The 14,873-nt window shown below is 73.2% G+C and carries 15 protein-coding genes; 13 read left to right on the forward strand and 2 right to left on the reverse strand.

The features are described from left to right. Positions 1-210 precede the first annotated feature (210 nt). The 3 genes from ACIQIB_RS28375 to thiD all read left to right on the forward strand — a co-directional run bounded on the left by ACIQIB_RS28375 (position 211) and on the right by thiD (position 3,242). Positions 211-1,176, forward strand: coding sequence for a thiamine-phosphate kinase (locus ACIQIB_RS28375; protein ID WP_400658654.1), 966 nt, complete (start codon positions 211-213; stop codon positions 1,174-1,176). Between the two features lie 201 nt (positions 1,177-1,377). Next, on the forward strand, positions 1,378-2,403 hold the full coding sequence (locus tag ACIQIB_RS28380; protein ID WP_363608886.1) for a 6-phosphofructokinase: 1,026 nt from the start codon (positions 1,378-1,380) through the stop codon (positions 2,401-2,403). Between the two features lie 23 nt (positions 2,404-2,426). Further along, positions 2,427-3,242 (forward strand): bifunctional hydroxymethylpyrimidine kinase/phosphomethylpyrimidine kinase, encoded by an 816-nt coding sequence (gene thiD / locus ACIQIB_RS28385; protein WP_363608888.1) that lies wholly within the window; start codon positions 2,427-2,429, stop codon positions 3,240-3,242. 111 nt (positions 3,243-3,353) lie between these two features. On the opposite strand, the gene rpmB is transcribed toward thiD, so the two are convergent. Beyond that, on the reverse strand, positions 3,354-3,539 hold the full coding sequence (gene rpmB / locus ACIQIB_RS28390) for a 50S ribosomal protein L28 (protein WP_014138233.1): 186 nt from the start codon (positions 3,537-3,539) through the stop codon (positions 3,354-3,356). A 283-nt stretch (positions 3,540-3,822) separates the two neighbouring features. On the opposite strand from rpmB, the gene ACIQIB_RS28395 reads away from it, so the two are divergent. The 10 genes from ACIQIB_RS28395 to mutM all read left to right on the forward strand — a co-directional run bounded on the left by ACIQIB_RS28395 (position 3,823) and on the right by mutM (position 13,902). After that, the gene (locus ACIQIB_RS28395) at positions 3,823-5,457 is read left to right on the forward strand and encodes a DAK2 domain-containing protein (RefSeq protein WP_400658659.1); all 1,635 of its coding nucleotides are present in this window, start codon (positions 3,823-3,825) and stop codon (positions 5,455-5,457) included. 88 nt (positions 5,458-5,545) lie between these two features. Then, a complete protein-coding gene (gene recG, locus ACIQIB_RS28400) occupies positions 5,546-7,759 on the forward strand; it encodes an ATP-dependent DNA helicase RecG (RefSeq protein WP_400761484.1) in 2,214 nt (737 codons plus the stop codon). A gap of 103 nt (positions 7,760-7,862) precedes the next feature. Beyond that, complete coding sequence (locus tag ACIQIB_RS28405; protein ID WP_363608894.1) at positions 7,863-8,396, forward strand: hypothetical protein; 534 nt, start codon at positions 7,863-7,865, stop codon at positions 8,394-8,396. A 171-nt stretch (positions 8,397-8,567) separates the two neighbouring features. Then, on the forward strand, positions 8,568-9,152 hold the full coding sequence (gene rsmD / locus ACIQIB_RS28410) for a 16S rRNA (guanine(966)-N(2))-methyltransferase RsmD (protein WP_363608896.1): 585 nt from the start codon (positions 8,568-8,570) through the stop codon (positions 9,150-9,152). Between the two features lie 49 nt (positions 9,153-9,201). Next, a complete protein-coding gene (gene coaD, locus ACIQIB_RS28415) occupies positions 9,202-9,693 on the forward strand; it encodes a pantetheine-phosphate adenylyltransferase (protein ID WP_363608898.1) in 492 nt (163 codons plus the stop codon). Positions 9,694-9,919: 226 nt separating this feature from the next. After that, positions 9,920-11,143, forward strand: coding sequence for a cell division initiation protein (locus ACIQIB_RS28420; RefSeq protein ID WP_400658664.1), 1,224 nt, complete (start codon positions 9,920-9,922; stop codon positions 11,141-11,143). 199 nt (positions 11,144-11,342) lie between these two features. Next, positions 11,343-11,987 (forward strand): DUF177 domain-containing protein, encoded by a 645-nt coding sequence (locus tag ACIQIB_RS28425; protein WP_363608902.1) that lies wholly within the window; start codon positions 11,343-11,345, stop codon positions 11,985-11,987. Between the two features lie 2 nt (positions 11,988-11,989). Next, complete coding sequence (rpmF, locus tag ACIQIB_RS28430) at positions 11,990-12,163, forward strand: 50S ribosomal protein L32 (RefSeq protein WP_030056747.1); 174 nt, start codon at positions 11,990-11,992, stop codon at positions 12,161-12,163. Between the two features lie 20 nt (positions 12,164-12,183). Beyond that, complete coding sequence (rnc, locus tag ACIQIB_RS28435) at positions 12,184-12,972, forward strand: ribonuclease III (protein WP_363608904.1); 789 nt, start codon at positions 12,184-12,186, stop codon at positions 12,970-12,972. A 51-nt stretch (positions 12,973-13,023) separates the two neighbouring features. After that, positions 13,024-13,902, forward strand: a complete 879-nt coding sequence (mutM, locus tag ACIQIB_RS28440) for a bifunctional DNA-formamidopyrimidine glycosylase/DNA-(apurinic or apyrimidinic site) lyase (RefSeq protein ID WP_363608906.1) — start codon at positions 13,024-13,026, stop codon at positions 13,900-13,902. A 16-nt stretch (positions 13,903-13,918) separates the two neighbouring features. Here mutM and ACIQIB_RS28445 read toward each other — a convergent pair whose 3' ends face one another. Continuing rightward, positions 13,919-14,836, reverse strand: coding sequence for a hypothetical protein (locus ACIQIB_RS28445; protein ID WP_363608908.1), 918 nt, complete (start codon positions 14,834-14,836; stop codon positions 13,919-13,921). Positions 14,837-14,873: the final 37 nt, after the last annotated feature.

Consider the following 14,873-nt stretch of genomic DNA (forward strand, 5'->3'; position numbering starts at 1 on the left):
CCTCCCGGCGGCTGGTTACGGGGATCGCCGCCGTGATCGCCCGGTCAGGCGCGAGGGTGGGAACGGGCTCACCGGCAGTCTGATCACCACGCTACCCCGCAGCGGGCCGAGGAGGGGAGACCTCGGCGCTCTGGAAGGGCGTACGCTGCGCGCGGGGGCCGCTTGTGCCGTACGGCGACAAGCTTCCGGCTGGAACGCGAGAGGACGCAGATGCAGGGGACCGTGGGCGAGCTTGGCGAGTTCGGCCTCATCAGGGAGCTGACCGCCCGGGTACCGCTCACCGACGCCGTCGACCTCGGTCCCGGTGACGACGCCGCGGTGGTGAAGGCGCCGGACGGCCGGGTGGTGGCCACCACGGACGTGCTGATCGAGAACCGGCACTTCCGCCGGGACTGGTCCACCGCCTACGACGTGGGCCGCAAGGCCGCCGCGCAGAACCTCGCCGACGTGGCCGCGATGGGTGCCGTGCCGACCGCGATCCTGCTCGGGCTGGTCGCCCCCGCCGATCTGCCCACCACCTGGGCCACCGAGCTGATGGACGGGCTGCGCGACGAGTGCCAGGTGGCCGGTGCGACGGTGGTCGGCGGCGATGTGGTGCGCGGTGACACCATCACGCTGGCCATCACGGCGCTCGGGGACCTTCAGGGGCGTGCGCCCGTGACGCGCGCCGGGGCACAGGTGGGCGACGTGGTCGCGGTCACCGGCTGGCTCGGCTGGTCGGCCGCCGGACTGACCGTGCTGCAGCGCGGGTTCCGCTCCCCGCGGGCCTTCGTCGAGGCGCACCGCCGCCCCGAGCCGCCGTACCACGCGGGCCCGGCCGCGGCCGAGTTGGGCGCCACCGCGATGATCGACGTGAGTGACGGGCTGGTCGCCGACCTCGGCCATGTCGCCCGGGCCAGCGGGGTGGACATCGACCTCAGGGCCGCCGACTTCGACGTCCCGGCGCAGATGGCCGACATCGGCCAGGCGGTCGGGGTGGACCCCTTGGTCTGGGTGCTCTCCGGCGGCGAGGACCACGCGATCGTGGCGACCTTCCCGCGCGGGGCCCAACTGCCCGCCCGCTGGCGGGTGGTGGGCGTGGTGGCCGGCCGGGCGAGGCCCGCCCGCGGCGGCCGGGTGACGGTGGACGGCGAGGCCTGGGACCGGGTCGGCGGCTGGGACCACTTCGCCGAGTGACCTGTCCGGCCGGGTGGACGACGCCCCGGCGCGGGTGGTGCGGACGGCGCGGGGACGGGCGGGGACGACGTCCGGGACGCTCCCCGAGTGCGGTGGACGGGCACGGGGGGACGGACCGCGTAGGCTTGCGGACGACCGGGCCCGCCCGCCCTTCGGCGCGGGTGGTCTGAACCACTTGCGGAGCGGGAGAGCACAGCCACCATGCGCATCGGTGTCCTGACCAGCGGCGGCGACTGCCCCGGCCTCAACGCGGTGATCCGTTCCGTGGTGCACCGCGGCACGGATGTGCACGGCGACGAGATCGTCGGCATCGAGGACGGCTTCCTCGGCCTGATCGAGGGCCGCACCCGGCCGATCTCGCACGACGACGTCACCGGCCTGCTGACCCTCGGCGGCACCATCCTGGGCTCGGCCCGGGTGCAGCGCGACCGGATCGCCTGGGCGGTGGAGAACGCGCAGACCCTGGCCCGGGACATCGGCATCGACGCGCTGATCGCGATCGGCGGCGAGGGCACGCTGACCGCCGCCAAGATGTTCAGCGACGCCGGGCTGCCGGTGGTCGGCGTCCCGAAGACCATCGACAACGACATCGACGCCACCGACGTCACCTTCGGCTTCGACACCGCGGTGCACGTCGCGACCGACGCGATCGACCGGCTGAAGACCACCGCGGAATCCCACCAGCGTGTGATGGTGGTGGAGTTGATGGGCCGTCACACCGGCTGGATCACCCTCACCGCCGGTATGGCGGGCGGTGCGCACGGCATCCTCATCCCGGAGAAGCCGTTCGACATCGAGGCGGTGGCCCGGATGGTCGAGGACCGCTTCTCCCGGGGCAAGAAGTTCGCCATCATCGCCGTCGCCGAGGGCGCCGCCCCGCTGCCCGGCACCATGCGCTTCGACCACGGCACCGTCGACCAGTACGGCCACCAGACCTTCGGCGGGATCGGCAACCGGCTCGCCAACGAGCTGGAGAACCTGCTCGGCAAGGAGGCCCGGCCGGTCATCCTCGGCCACACCCAGCGCGGCGGCACCCCCACCGCCCGCGACCGGGTGCTCGCCACCCGGTTCGGCTGGCACGCGGTGGAGGCCGTCCACCGGGGCGAGTTCGGGTACTTCACCGCGCTGCGCGGCAACTCCATCGAGCTGGTGCCGGTCGCGCAGGCCGTCACCCGTCTCAAGACCGTGCCGCAGGACCGCTGGCTGGAATCCGAAGCCGTGCTCTGAACCGGCCCGGGTAGGTTGGGCGCATGGCTCTTGCGTCCCCCACCCCCGCCACCGCTCCTCCGCGTGTGCTCACCGTCGCCGGCTCCGACTCCGGCGGCGGCGCCGGCATCCAGGCCGACCTCAAGGCGATGCTCGCCCTCGGCGTCCACGGCATGAGCGTCATCACCGCCGTCACCGCACAGAACTCGCTCGGGGTCCAGGGCTACTGGGAGCTGCCGGCCGAGGCCGTCCGGGCCCAGTTCCGCAGTGTGGTGGACGACATCGGGGTGCAGGCCGTGAAGACCGGCATGCTCGCCTCGACCGAGCTGGTCGAGACCGTCTCCGAGCTGCTGGCCGGGGTGGACGCCCCGGTGGTGGTCGACCCGGTCGGCGTCTCCAAGCACGGGGACGCGCTGCTGGCCGCCGAGGCCGTCGCCACCGTCCGGGAGAGACTGCTGCCGGTCGCCACCCTCGCCACGCCCAACCTGCACGAGGTGACGCAGCTCACCGGCCGGACCGTCGAGCGCGAGGCGCAGATGCTCGACGCGGCCAAGGCGCTGCTCGACCTCGGTCCGCGCTGGGTGCTGGTGAAGGGCGGCCACCTGGAGGGCGAGGCCGCCGACCTGCTCTACGGCGGGGCGGGGGAGGAGTACTGGTACCGAGCTCCGCGCTTCGACAACCGGCACACCCACGGCACCGGCTGCACCCTGGCCAGCTCGATCGCCGCAGGCCTCGCCAAGGGCGAGTCGCTGCCCGAGGCGGTGGCCTCCGCCAAGGAGTACATCACCGGGGCGATCGCCGGCGGGTTCGCGCTCGGCGCCGGGATCGGACCGGTCGACCACGCCTGGCGCTGGCGCTGACACCGTCATGGGCGGGCCCGAGGGCCCGCCCATGACGGTGCGGAAAAACAGAAAGCCGGTTCATCCGAAGATGAACCGGCTGACTGGAGGACCGGCTTACCGGTCTGCGCGTCAGCGCGAGACCTTACCGGCCTTGATGCACGAGGTGCAGACGTTGAGCCGCTTCGGCGTCCGCCCAATCACAGCGCGCACCGTCTGGATGTTGGGGTTCCAACGACGGGGGGTACGGCGGTGAGAGTGGGAGATGCTGTTGCCGAAGCCCGGCCCCTTGCCGCAGACGTCGCAGTTGGCAGCCACAGGAGTCACTCCAAGACTTCAGATCATTTACGTTCGAAAACCCCGCTGGACCAGCGGAGCACTCTCGTGAACCGGACCGGACCGAAGGGTGAGCCCGGATTGTTCCAGGCAACCGGAAGAGCATACAACGCTTGCTTCCGTTCGACGAAACTACCACGACCACGCGGGTGATCGCTTCGCTCACGGCCCCCCGGCGCCGCCCCCCGGCCCCCGATAACCTGCCGGTATCACCCCTCGCCGTTCACTCTCAGGCCATCACGGCGTCCCATCCGGAGGAGACCTGGTGCTGCACACGCTCGACGCCCCGGCCGTGCGCACCTGGTGCCAGCTGGCTCTGCGCGCGCTCGGCCAGGCCCGCGAGGAGATCGACGCACTCAACGTCTACCCCGTCCCGGACGGAGACACCGGCACCAACCTCTATCTGACCGTGGAGTCGGCCGCGGCCGCGGTGGAGAGCCGGTTCACCGACCCGGCCGGGGACCCGGAGCCCGGGCTCGCCGAGGCCGCCCGGGCGATGGCCCGGGGGGCGCTGATCGGCGCCCGCGGCAACTCCGGCGTCATCCTGGCCCAGTGGCTGCGCGGCACCGCCGAGACCCTGGCCGGGGGCGGCGGCGCCGAGCAGCTGCGCGCCGCGCTCCAGCGCGCCGCCGAGTCCGCCTACCAGGCCGTCGCGGAACCCGTCGAGGGCACCCTGCTGACCGTCGCCCGGGTGGCCGCCCGGGAGGCGGCCCGGGTCGGCGGCGGGCTCGCCCAGGTCGCCGACACCGCCCACCGCGCCGCCCGCGACGCGCTGCGGCACACCCCCGAGCAGCTCTCCGTCCTGGCCGAGGCCGGGGTGGTGGACGCCGGCGGGCGCGGCCTGGTCGCCGTGCTCGGGGCCCTCGCCGACGCGGTGGCCGGGCACCAGCCGATGGGCCCGGTCGCGCTGCGCGGGGACGTCCGGACCGCCGAGAGCTGCGCGGGCGCGCACCTTCGGCCGCCCGGCCCCGGCCACCCCGCCTTCGAGGTGATCTACCTGCTGGACGCGCCCGACGAGGCGCTGCCCGCGCTCCGGACGCGGCTCGGCGCGCTCGGCGACTCGCTGGTGGTCGGCGGCGGCGACGGCCTGTGGAACGTCCATGTCCACGTGGACGACGCGGGCGCCGCCGTCGAGGCCGGGGTCGAGGCCGGGCGCCCGCACCAGATCCGGATCACGCACTTCGCCGAGGCCGCCGCACGCTCCGGCACCGCGGCCGAGCGGGGCGAGCGAGCGGAGCGCGCCCGGGCGGTGCTCTCCGTGGTCTCCGGCGCGGGCCTGGCCGAACTCTGCGAACAGGCCGGTGCCGCCGTGCTGCGCGCCGACCCGGACCGCCCGCCCGCCAGCGCCGAACTCGCCGAGGCGGTCCGGCGGGCCGCCGCCCGCGAGGTCGTCCTGCTGCTCAACGACCCCGAACTGCGGGCCGCCGCCGGGGCCGCCGCCGACCAGCTGCGCGAGGAGGGCATACGGATCGCGGTGCTGCCCACCCGCTCGCCGGTCCAGGGCCTGGCCGCGCTGGCCGTGCACGAGGCGGGCCGCCGGTTCGACGAGGACGTGGTGGCCATGACGTCCGCCGCCGGTGCCACCCGGCACGCCGAACTCGCCCTCGCCGAGGGGGAGTCCTGGACGATGGCCGGGGTCTGCCAGGCCGGGGACGTGCTCGGCCTGATCGACGGCGACGTCGCGGTGATCGGCACCGGGCTGGCCGAGGTCGGCGAGAGCGTGCTCGACCGGATGCTCGGCGCGGGCGGCGAACTCGTCACCCTGGTCCTCGGCGAGGGCGCGCCCGCCGGCCTGGCCGAGCGGCTGGTCGCGCACGCCCGGCACCGGCGCCCCGAGGTCGACGCGGTGGTCTTCCACGGCGGCCAGGAGTCCGCGCCGCTGCTGATCGGGGTGGAGTGAGCCGCCGGCCCGCCGGCCCGCCGGTCCGCCGGGCTGACGCACCGCCGCTCCGGTGGTTCTGTCGGCCCGGTGGTGTAAACAGGGCGTGATGGGCGCTCTCGATGAACCACTGACCAAACTGGTCGGCGACCGTACCGCCAAGGTGCTCGCCGACAGCCTCAAGCTGCGCACGGTCGGGGACCTGCTGCACCACTATCCGCGCCGCTACGTCGAACGCGGCCAGCTCACCAGCCTGGACGAGCTGGAGATCGACGAGCACGTGACCGTGCTGGCCCGGATCGAGAAGGTCACCCTGATCCCGTTCCGCGGCCGCAAGGGCGACCGCCTGGAGGTCGTCGTCACCGACGGCCGCAGCCGGCTCTCCCTGGTCTTCTTCAACCAGGGCTGGCGGCAGAAGGAGCTGCGGACCGGCGCCCAGGGCCTGTTCGCGGGCAAGGTCGGCGTCTTCAACCGCACCCGCCAGCTGGTCTCGCCCGACTACCAGCTGCTCGACGAGGACGCCGGGTCCGACGCGGCCCGGCAGTTCGCCGGCCGGCTCATCCCGGTGTACGGCGCCAGCGCCCAGATGCCCAGCTGGAAGCTGTCGATCTGCGTCGAGACGGCGCTCACCAAGCACCTGGCCGACGTCGGCGAACCGCTGCCCGCCGAACTGCGCGAGCGGCACGACCTGATCCCGCTGCCCGAGGCGCTGGAGCTGGTCCACCGCCCGCGCAGCCAGGCCGACCGCGAGCGCGCCCAGAGCCGGCTGCGCTGGGACGAGGCGTTCGTCCTCCAGGTCGCGCTCGCCCAGCGCCGGGCCGCCGACTCCGCGCTGCCCGCCGTCCCGCGCCTGCCCCGGGCGGGCGGCCTGCTGGACGCCTTCGACGCGCGGCTGCCGTTCACCCTCACCGACGGCCAGCGGACCGTCTCCGCCGAGATCGCCGCCGACCTGGCCACCTCCCACCCGATGCACCGGCTGCTCCAGGGCGAGGTCGGCTCGGGGAAGACGCTGGTCGCGCTGCGCGCCATGCTCGCCGTGGTGGACGCCGGCGGCCAGGCCGTCCTGCTCGCGCCCACCGAGGTGCTGGCGCAGCAGCACCACCGCTCGATCGTCGAGATGATGGGCGACCTGGCCGAGGGCGGCATGCTCGGCGGCTCGGACCTCGGCACCAAGGTGGTGCTGCTGACCGGCTCGATGGGCGTTCCGGCCCGGCGGCAGGCGCTGTTGGACATGGCCTGCGGTGACGCGGGCGTCGCCATCGGCACCCACGCGCTGATCGAGGACAAGGTGCAGTTCCAGGACCTCGGCCTGGTCGTGGTGGACGAGCAGCACCGCTTCGGCGTCGAGCAGCGGGACGCCCTGCGGGCCAAGGGCGAACAGCCGCCGCACCTGCTGGTGATGACGGCCACCCCGATCCCGCGCACCGTCGCGATGACGGTCTTCGGGGACCTGGAGACGTCCGTGCTGGACCAGCTGCCGGCCGGGCGCTCGCCGATCTCCACCCATGTCGTCCCGGCCGTCGAGAAGCCCAACTTCCTGGCCCGTGCCTGGGAGCGGGTCCGCGAGGAGGTGGCCAAGGGCCACCAGGCGTACGTGGTCTGCCCCCGGATCGGGGACGAGGAACCCACCGACCCGAAGAACGCGAAGAAGAAGCGCAAGCCGGCGCCGGACGACCCGGAGGACCTGGGCGCCGACAGCGACGAGCGCCGGCCCCCGCTGTCCGTGGTCGAGACCGCCGAGATGCTGGAGAAGGGGCCGCTGGCCGGGCTGCGGGTGGAGATCCTGCACGGCCGGCTGGCGCCCGAGGCGAAGGACGAGGTGATGCGCCGGTTCACGGCCGGCGCGGTGGACGTCCTGGTGGCCACCACCGTGATCGAGGTCGGCGTCAACGTCCCCAACTCCACCGCGATGGTGATCATGGACGCGGACCGGTTCGGCGTCTCCCAGCTGCACCAGCTGCGCGGCCGGGTCGGGCGCGGCAGCGCGGCGGGCCTCTGTCTGCTGGTCAGCGACATGCCGACGGGCAGCCCCGCCCGGGCCCGGCTGGACGCGGTCGCCGGCACGCTGGACGGCTTCGAGCTGTCCCGGATCGACCTCGAACAGCGCCGCGAGGGCGATGTGCTGGGCCAGGCGCAGTCCGGGGTGAAGTCCTCGCTCAAGGTGCTGTCCGTGCTGGAGGACGAGGACGTCATCGTGACGGCCCGCACCGAGGCCACCCGGCTGGTCGCCGAGGATCCCGGGCTGGCCGCCCATCCGGATCTGCGCACCGCGCTGGAGAGCCTGATCGACGAGGACCGCGCGGCCTACATGGAGAAGGGCTGAGCGCGTTCGTCCAGGGTCGATTGTCAGACCCCCGGGAGAGAATGGAGTTGTTCAGGGCGCACTCCCAACGTGCGTACCTGGCGCGACATTTGGGGGTCATGCCATGGCATTCCGTCATCTCAACGAGCTCCCGCTGGGCGACAAGGTCTTCCGGATCGAACTCGCCAGCGACGACGACCGCGAGGTCACCCTCACCCTGACCGGCTGGCGGGAGGGGGCGGCGGCCTCGCCGCTCGCCTCGGGCCGGCTCCGCCTGCCGGTCGAGGACGTCGCCTCGCTGCGGATCGCGCTCAACCGCGCGCTGCGGGCGCTGGCGATCGTCGCCGATGTCTCCGAGCCCATCCCCGACCGTGACGTGCTGCGCGAGCTCTACCCCGGCCATGGCGCCCCCTGGGTGCCGCAGCACGAGGAGGAGCTGGTCCGGCGGTTCCACGACAGCGAGACCATCGCCCGGATCGCCGCCCGCTTCGGCCGCACGCCCGACTCCGTCCGCACCAAGCTGCGCGAGCTCGGCCACGACCCGCGCCGCCCCGAGTTCTGCCCGCCCGACGGCTGCCTCTCCTGGTCCCGCTACGCCTCGCCGACACTGCTCGGCGCGGCCGTTCCGGCCCAGACCGCGGTCCCCGACGCAAGCTGAGCACCCGGCCCCTCCCCCCGGACCGGGCTGAGTCGAGGGGCCGACGACGCGAGCGAGCCGAAGGGGCGCGGGAGGGAGGGCGGCGGTACCGGGCACCAGCGCCCCGGAGGCGAGCCGAGCGCGGAGCAGGGGATAGCGTGGTGGGCAGCGACGAAAGGACCTCCCACCACCATGACCCGCGTCATCGCCGGGGCGGCCGGCGGCCGTCGGCTGGCCGTACCGCCCGGCCGGGGCACCCGCCCGACCTCCGACAAGGCCCGCGAGGCGATGTTCTCCACCCTGGAGTCGCTGCGCGGGACCCTGCACGGGGTCCGGATGCTCGACCTGTTCGGCGGATCGGGCGCGGTCGGTCTGGAGGCGCTGTCGCGCGGCGCCGAGCACGTGCTGCTGGTCGAGGCGGACGGCCAGGCGGCCCGGGTGATCCGGGAGAACGTCCGGATCGTCAACCTCCCGGGGGCCGAGGTGCGGGCCGCCCGGGCCGAGAAGGTGATCGTGGGGCCGGCCCCGGAGGTCCCGTATGACCTGGTCTTTCTCGACCCGCCGTACGTCGTCACCGACGACGAGGTGCGCGAGATGCTGATCACACTCCTGGCCGGGGACTGGCTCGCGGACGGCGCACTCGTCACCGTGGAGCGCAGCACCCGCGGTGGCGGGTTCGGCTGGCCGGAGGGCTTCGAGGGGGTGCGCTCGCGCCGTTACGGCGAGGGCACGCTCTGGTACGGTCGCGCCGCCGCCGAGGCTCGCCAACACTCGTAACGGGCCGAGGCCCGCAGCAGCCGTCACCCGATGAGGGAGCACCCACGCCATGCGTCGCGCCGTCTGTCCCGGATCGTTCGACCCGATCACCAACGGTCATCTCGACATCATCGAGCGGGCCTCGAAGCTGTACGACGTGGTGCATGTCGCGGTCCTGATCAACCGGAACAAGCAGGGCATGTTCACCATCGAGGAGCGGATCGGCCTGATCGAGGAGACCACCGCCCAGTACGGGAACATCGTGGTGGAGTCGCACAGCGGCCTGCTGGTGGACTTCTGCCGGGAGCGCGACATCCCGGCGATCATCAAGGGCCTGCGTGCCGTCAGCGACTTCGACTACGAGCTGCAGATGGCGCAGATGAACCACGGCCTCAGCGGCGTCGAGACGCTGTTCGTGCCGACCTCGCCGACGTACAGCTTCCTGTCGTCCACCCTGGTCAAGGAGGTCGCCTCGTACGGGGGCGACGTCTCGCACCTGCTGCCGGAGACGGTGCACCGCCGGCTGGTCGACCGGATCGCGGAGCGCAGGGCCGCGCAGTAACGCGCGGGCTTTCCGCTCGTCCGTCCGTTCGCCCGCCCGTCCGCTCGGAGTCCGTTTCTGCCGGTTCGTCATGAGTTGTCCCCGGTCCGGGCGGGCGGTCCGGTCCGGGCGTTGTGACCTCGCGCGGCGGTGGCCGTAAAGTCTGTGTTCCTGCCCTGCGGTGAGGTCCACCGCGCTGGGCCTGCCTCCGCCGGACCGTCGGCGGCACACGGAAAGACGAAGCCCCGTGGACGTGCAGAACAAGGTCGACGAGATCGTCGCGGCCGTCGAGAACGCCCGCGCGATGCCGATGTCGGCCTCCTGCGTGGTGAACCGAGCCGAGCTGGTCGGTCTGCTCCAGGGCCTGCGGGCGGCCCTGCCCGCCGAACTGGCCCAGGCGCAGTCCGTGATGGCGGACCACGAGCAGGTGGTGGCCGAGGCGCAGGCCGAGGCGGAGCGGATCATCCAGGGCGCGCACGCCGAGCGCGGTTCGCTGATCTCCGACACCGAGGTGGTCCGCCGGGCCCAGGCCGAGGCGGACCGCATCCTCGCGGAGGCGCGGGCCGAGGTCGAGGCCAAGCTCAGCGAGGCCGACGACTACGTGGACAGCAAGCTCGCCAACTTCGAGGTCGTGCTCACCAAGACGCTGGGCGCGGTCGGCCGCGGCCGGACCAAGCTGCGCGGCGACGCCAGTGTCTTCGAGACCGAGTACGAGGGCGAGAGCGACGGCGAGGAGTTCCGGCCGCAGCAGCGGATCAGCCCGAGCCCCGAGGTCGACGAGTACGTCGATGTGAAGCTCGCCACCCTGGAGGCCGTCCTCGGCAAGACGCTGGCGGCCGTCGGCAAGGGCCGCGACAAGCTGCTCGGCAAGGCCCCGATCGACGAGCTGGGCGCCTACCTGGCCGCCGCCGACCAGGCCCAGCAGGCCAAGAACCGCGCCGAGGCGGTCGCGGCGGGCTTCGCCGCCGACGCCGACGGCGAGGAGATCCCCTGGTACCGCGAAGAGGTGCCGCAGCAGCAGACCTGGCCCGAGCAGACCCCGGCCGCGGCCGGCTGGCAGACCCCCGGCGCGGACCAGTACGCGGCCGCCCAGCAGCAGGGCGGGCAGTACGCCGAGGTCTACGGCGGCGGCTTCGACCCGGCCGTGCAGGGCGACCCCTACGGCGCCCAGTACGGCTACCCGCAGCAGCCGCCCCAGCCGCCCCAGCAGCCGGGCTACCCGGCCGGGCGGCAGGACGCCTGGGGGAACCCGCAGCCGGACGGCACGGACGGCTACCCCCAGCAGCAGGGCTTCGCCGCCCAGCAGTACGACGCGTGGGGGCAGCCCCAGCAGACCGCCGGGGGCGGCTACCCGCCGCCGCCGGCCGCCCCGCCGCAGCTCCCGCAGCAGCAGCAGGGGCTGGACGAGACCAGCTTCTTCGACACCAGCATGATCGACATGACCAGGCTCAGGGAGCTCGGCGGCCGCTGATCCCGGCCGCCCGGCCGGGTGCCTCACGGGGTGCCCGGCGAGGGCCCCGGCGGGGAGCCCGGCCGGGACCGAAGTTGGGCCTGACGGGAGACTCCGGTAGTCTGACCACTCCGGCCTCTCCGTGTCGGGCCGTCGGTCTGCCCGCGCATCATCCGATGAGCAGCGCCGCACCTCAGTCTCCTCAGGAAGTCAGGACACCTTGAACCGCCTCGACCACCGCGACCCCCTCGTGTTCGACACGCACGAGCTGGGACGTCGCCCGGGCTCGCTGCGCAAGGTGTCCCGCACCCTGGAGGCCCCCGAGGGCCTCGGGATCATCGATGTGATCGGCGTCCCGGAGAAGAGCGAGATCCGGCTGGAGCTCCGCCTGGAGTCCGTGGTCGAGGGTGTGCTGGTGACCGGCACCGCCGAGGCCCGGGTCGAGGGCGAGTGCGCACGGTGCCTGGAGCCGGTCGAGGACGACCTCGAGGTGGACTTCCAGGAGCTGTACTACTACCCGGAGTCCGACGAGCGCCACCGCGCCCGGACCGCCGGGGCCGAGGACCTCGACGAGGACTCGGACGAAGAGACTTACCGTCTGGAGGGCGACTTCTTCGACCTCCAGCCGGTGCTGCGTGACGCGGTGGTGCTCGCACTGCCGCTGCAGCCGGTGTGCCAGGACGACTGCCTGGGCCTGTGCTCCGAATGCGGAGCGCGCCTGAGCGACGACCCGGCGCACCACCACGAGGCCGCCGACCCCCGGTGGGCGGCTCTGCAGGGACTCTCCGCCGCCCCCGGCGACGAGGGTGACGGGATCAAGAACAGCGACACCCGTGAGGGTGCCGCCGAGAACCAGGAGAAGTAGCCGTGGCTGTTCCGAAGCGGAAGATGTCGCGCAGCAACACGCGCCACCGCCGTTCCAACTGGAAGGCCGTCGTTCCGGCCCTCGTGGCGTGCGACCGCTGCCACGAGCCGAAGCTCGGCCACATCGCGTGCCCGAGCTGCGGCACGTACAACCGCCGCCAGGTCCTCTCGGTCTGATCGGCGGGGTGCACGGATCGATGTCGGACGGTAATCCCTCCCGCAAGGCGGCCATCGCCCCGAAGGGTCCTTCGGGCGGCGGAAAGGCCGGCGGGCCGGCTTCGACCGAATACGACGTCCTGGAAGGGCGCCTCGGGTACACACTTGAGCGCGCCCTTCTGGTACGTGCCCTGACCCACCGCTCGTACGCGTACGAGAACGGTGGGCTGCCCACCAACGAGCGCCTGGAGTTCCTCGGCGACTCGGTGCTGGGCCTGGTGGTGACCGACACCCTCTACCGCGTCCACCCGGACGTCCCCGAGGGCACGCTCGCCAAGCTGCGCGCCGCGGTGGTGAACTCCCGCGCGCTCGCGGACGTCGGCCGGGGTCTGGACCTCGGCGTCTTCATCCGGCTCGGCAAGGGCGAGGAGGGCACCGGCGGTCGCGACAAGTCGTCGATCCTCGCCGACACCGTCGAGGCCGTGATCGGCGCCGTCTACCTGGACCAGGGCCTGGACGCGGCCACCGAGTTCGTCCACCGGCTGTTCGACCCGCTGATCGAGGAGTCCTCTCAGCTGGGGGCCGGCCTGGACTGGAAGACCAGCCTTCAGGAACTCACCGCCTCGGCGGGTATCGGAGTCCCGGAGTACGTGGTCGCGGAGTCCGGTCCGGACCACGAGAAGACCTTCACCGCCGCTGCCCGGGTGGCCGGCGAGGACTTCGGCACCGGTGTCGGCCGCTCGAAGAAGGAAGCCGAGCAGAAGGCCGCGGAGAGCGCCTGGCGGGCGATCAAGGAGAAGTACGCCAACCGCCTGCCCGGTGGCGCCTGAGTTCGCAGTAGCCTTCCTCCTGCAGATCCCCGTCGCAGGAGGCCAGTTCACGTGCCCGAACTCCCCGAGGTAGAGGTCGTCCGCCGAGGGCTGGCGAACTGGGTCGCCGGCCGGACCGTCGCCGGCGTCCAGGTGCTGCACCCGCGCGCGGTGCGCCGCCAGCCCGCCGGGCCGGCCGACTTCGCCGCCCGGCTGACCGGCACCACGCTCGGCAGCGCGCAGCGGCGCGGCAAGTACCTCTGGGTGCCGCTCTCCGGTGCCGGAACCGGATTCTCACTGCTCGGCCACCTCGGGATGAGCGGCCAACTGCTCGTCCAGGACCCGGCGGTGCCCGACGAGACGCATCTGCGGGTGCGGCTGCGGTTCACCGACGGCGGGCGCGAACTGCGCTTCGTCGACCAGCGGACCTTCGGCGGTCTCGCGGTGGAGGAGGCCGAGGACGGCGACCCGGAGGGGACCCCGGTCTCCCTCGCGCACATCGCCCGCGACCCGCTCGACCCGCGCTTCGACGACGCCGCCTTCGTGGCCGCGCTGCGCGCCAGGCGCACCACGGTCAAGCGGGCCCTGCTGGACCAGACCCTGATCAGCGGCGTCGGCAACATCTACGCCGACGAGGCGCTCTGGCGCTCCCGGCTGCACTACGACCGCCCGACCGGCTCGCTCACCCGCCCCCAGGCCGCCGTACTGCTGGCGCACGCCCGGGACGTGATGACCGCCGCCCTCGCCGTCGGCGGCACCAGCTTCGACAGCCTCTACGTCAACGTGAACGGCGAGAGCGGCTACTTCTCCCGCGACCTCGACGCCTACGGCCGTGAGCACGAGCCCTGCCGCCGCTGCGGCACCCCGATCCGCCGCGCGGCCTGGATGAACCGGTCCAGCTACTTCTGCCCCCGCTGCCAGCGCGTGCCACGGGCCCGCAGCGGGGGCTGAAGGGCGCTCCGAGCCGTCAGTGCTTGGTGAGTTCGGGCTCGGCGGCGGTGTCGCCGAGGGCGCCGTGGGTGTCCTGGCCGAAGTAGGCGACGCCGACGGCGGAGACCACGGCGAGCAGGAAGCCGAGGACGCCGAGCCAGCCGAGGCCGGCCTTGGAGGAGTCGCCGAGCCACAGGACGCCGACCGCGCCGGGCAGGACGGTCTCGCCGACCACCAGGGCGGCGGTCGCGCCGTTCACCGAGCCGATCTGCAGCGCGACGGTGTGCACGTACATCCCGCCGAGGCCGCCGACCAGGATCGCGTACAGGGCCGGGTCGGAGAGCAGCCTGCCGAGTTCGAACGGGTCGACGCCGTTGAGGATGCGCACGCCGACGCCGAGGGCGCCGAAGCCGAGGCCGGAGAGCAGACCGGCGACGATCGCGCCGTTGGCGCCCATCCGCCGCACCAGCAGTCCGCCGCCGGCCAGCAGCACGGTGGTGATCGCCAGCAGCCCCCAGTGGAAGGCCATCGACGCGTGGTGGCCGCCCTCCGGGCCGGCCGAGACGGCCAGCAGCACCAGCGCCGAGCAGAGCACGCCGATCGACGCCCACTCCAGCTGCTTCAGCCGTATCCCGAGCAGCTTGATGCTCAGCACCGCGGTGATCACCAGGTTGGCGCTGATGATGGTCTGCGAGAGGAACAGCGGCAGCAGCCGGGCGGCCAGCGCCCCGAGCCCGAAACCGATCAGGTCGAGCACGGTGCCGACGATGAACTCCCAGGTGACCGCGGCCTTCGCGGTCGAGGAGAGGCTGGGCCCGCCGTGCTCGGTGACTCCGGCCGCGGAGCCCCGGGCGGCCTCCTCCCGGGCGGAGCGACGTGATCCGACGGCCTGCAGGACCGAGCCGGTGCCGTAACAGGCGGAGGCCGCCACGGCGGTGACGAGGCCGATGAACACCGAGTGCTCCGATCGAGAGAAGTGGTCAAGAGAAGGT

This window comes from Kitasatospora sp. NPDC092286, assembly GCF_044755565.1.
Lineage (GTDB): Bacteria > Actinomycetota > Actinomycetes > Streptomycetales > Streptomycetaceae > Kitasatospora.

What these genes read in the sequence shown, in the direction of transcription:
- ACIQIB_RS28375 (WP_400658654.1), top strand. Translation starts at nt 211, where the DNA reads ATGCAGGGGACCGTGGGCGAGCTTGGCGAGTTCGGCCTCATCAGGGAG.
- ACIQIB_RS28380 (WP_363608886.1), top strand. Translation starts at nt 1,378, where the DNA reads ATGCGCATCGGTGTCCTGACCAGCGGCGGCGACTGCCCCGGCCTCAAC.
- thiD (WP_363608888.1), top strand. Translation starts at nt 2,427, where the DNA reads ATGGCTCTTGCGTCCCCCACCCCCGCCACCGCTCCTCCGCGTGTGCTC.
- recG (WP_400761484.1), top strand. Translation starts at nt 5,546, where the DNA reads ATGGGCGCTCTCGATGAACCACTGACCAAACTGGTCGGCGACCGTACC.
- ACIQIB_RS28405 (WP_363608894.1), top strand. Translation starts at nt 7,863, where the DNA reads ATGGCATTCCGTCATCTCAACGAGCTCCCGCTGGGCGACAAGGTCTTC.
- rsmD (WP_363608896.1), top strand. Translation starts at nt 8,568, where the DNA reads ATGACCCGCGTCATCGCCGGGGCGGCCGGCGGCCGTCGGCTGGCCGTA.
- coaD (WP_363608898.1), top strand. Translation starts at nt 9,202, where the DNA reads ATGCGTCGCGCCGTCTGTCCCGGATCGTTCGACCCGATCACCAACGGT.
- rnc (WP_363608904.1), top strand. Translation starts at nt 12,184, where the DNA reads ATGTCGGACGGTAATCCCTCCCGCAAGGCGGCCATCGCCCCGAAGGGT.